The sequence below is a fragment of the Arcobacter caeni genome (assembly GCF_003063245.1).
In the GTDB taxonomy this organism is placed as follows: Bacteria; Campylobacterota; Campylobacteria; order Campylobacterales; family Arcobacteraceae; genus Aliarcobacter; species Aliarcobacter caeni.
In genome coordinates, this window is record NZ_MUXE01000048.1 from 1 (window position 1) to 613 (window position 613).

At 31.6% G+C, this 613-nt stretch carries 2 protein-coding genes; both read right to left on the reverse strand.

The features are described 5' to 3' along the window. Positions 1-207: ATP-binding cassette domain-containing protein (locus B0174_RS12065; protein WP_119187496.1), on the reverse strand; the 207-nt coding region annotated here is incomplete at its 3' end. Between the two features lie 35 nt (positions 208-242). Continuing rightward, on the reverse strand, positions 243-613 hold a 371-nt coding region (tsf, locus tag B0174_RS12070; protein ID WP_108561370.1), incomplete at its 5' end, for a translation elongation factor Ts.

Consider the following 613-nt stretch of genomic DNA (forward strand, 5'->3'; position numbering starts at 1 on the left):
AGGGATTAATAAAGAGGATAAAATATTAAGTAAAGTTGATTTTCCACTTCCACTCATACCAATAATAGAGATTGACTCTTTTGGTTGTATTGAGAAAGTTATATTTTCAAAAAGTTTATAATCAAATTCGTGGGAAATATTTTTTGCGTCAAGCAAGTTAGGTTTTTGTTCAGCAATGGGTGAGTTATTATCTAATTGTTCACCCATTACTTCATCTTCATTATTATTTAGTAAGATACTAATTAGTTACCCATTTGAGCAGCTACTTCAGCAGCGAAATCTTCTTCTTTCTTTTCGATACCTTCACCAAGCTCGAATCTTACATACTCAACGATTTCAATTGATGCATCAACAGCTTTAATAGCTTCTTCAACAGTCATTGAATCATCCATAACGTAAGTTTGAGATAATAATGCATGTGTTTTATCTAATTGAGAGTTATCTTCAATCCATCTGTTAATTTTACCAGCAACGATGTTGTCGATAATTTTTTCAGGTTTACCTTGAGCGATTAACTCTTCTTTCATTTCATTTCTAGCAGCTTCAACTGCATCTTCAGTTAATTGTTGTTTTGAAACAAATTGAGGAATATTTTTAAGAGGTTTCCCAAGTC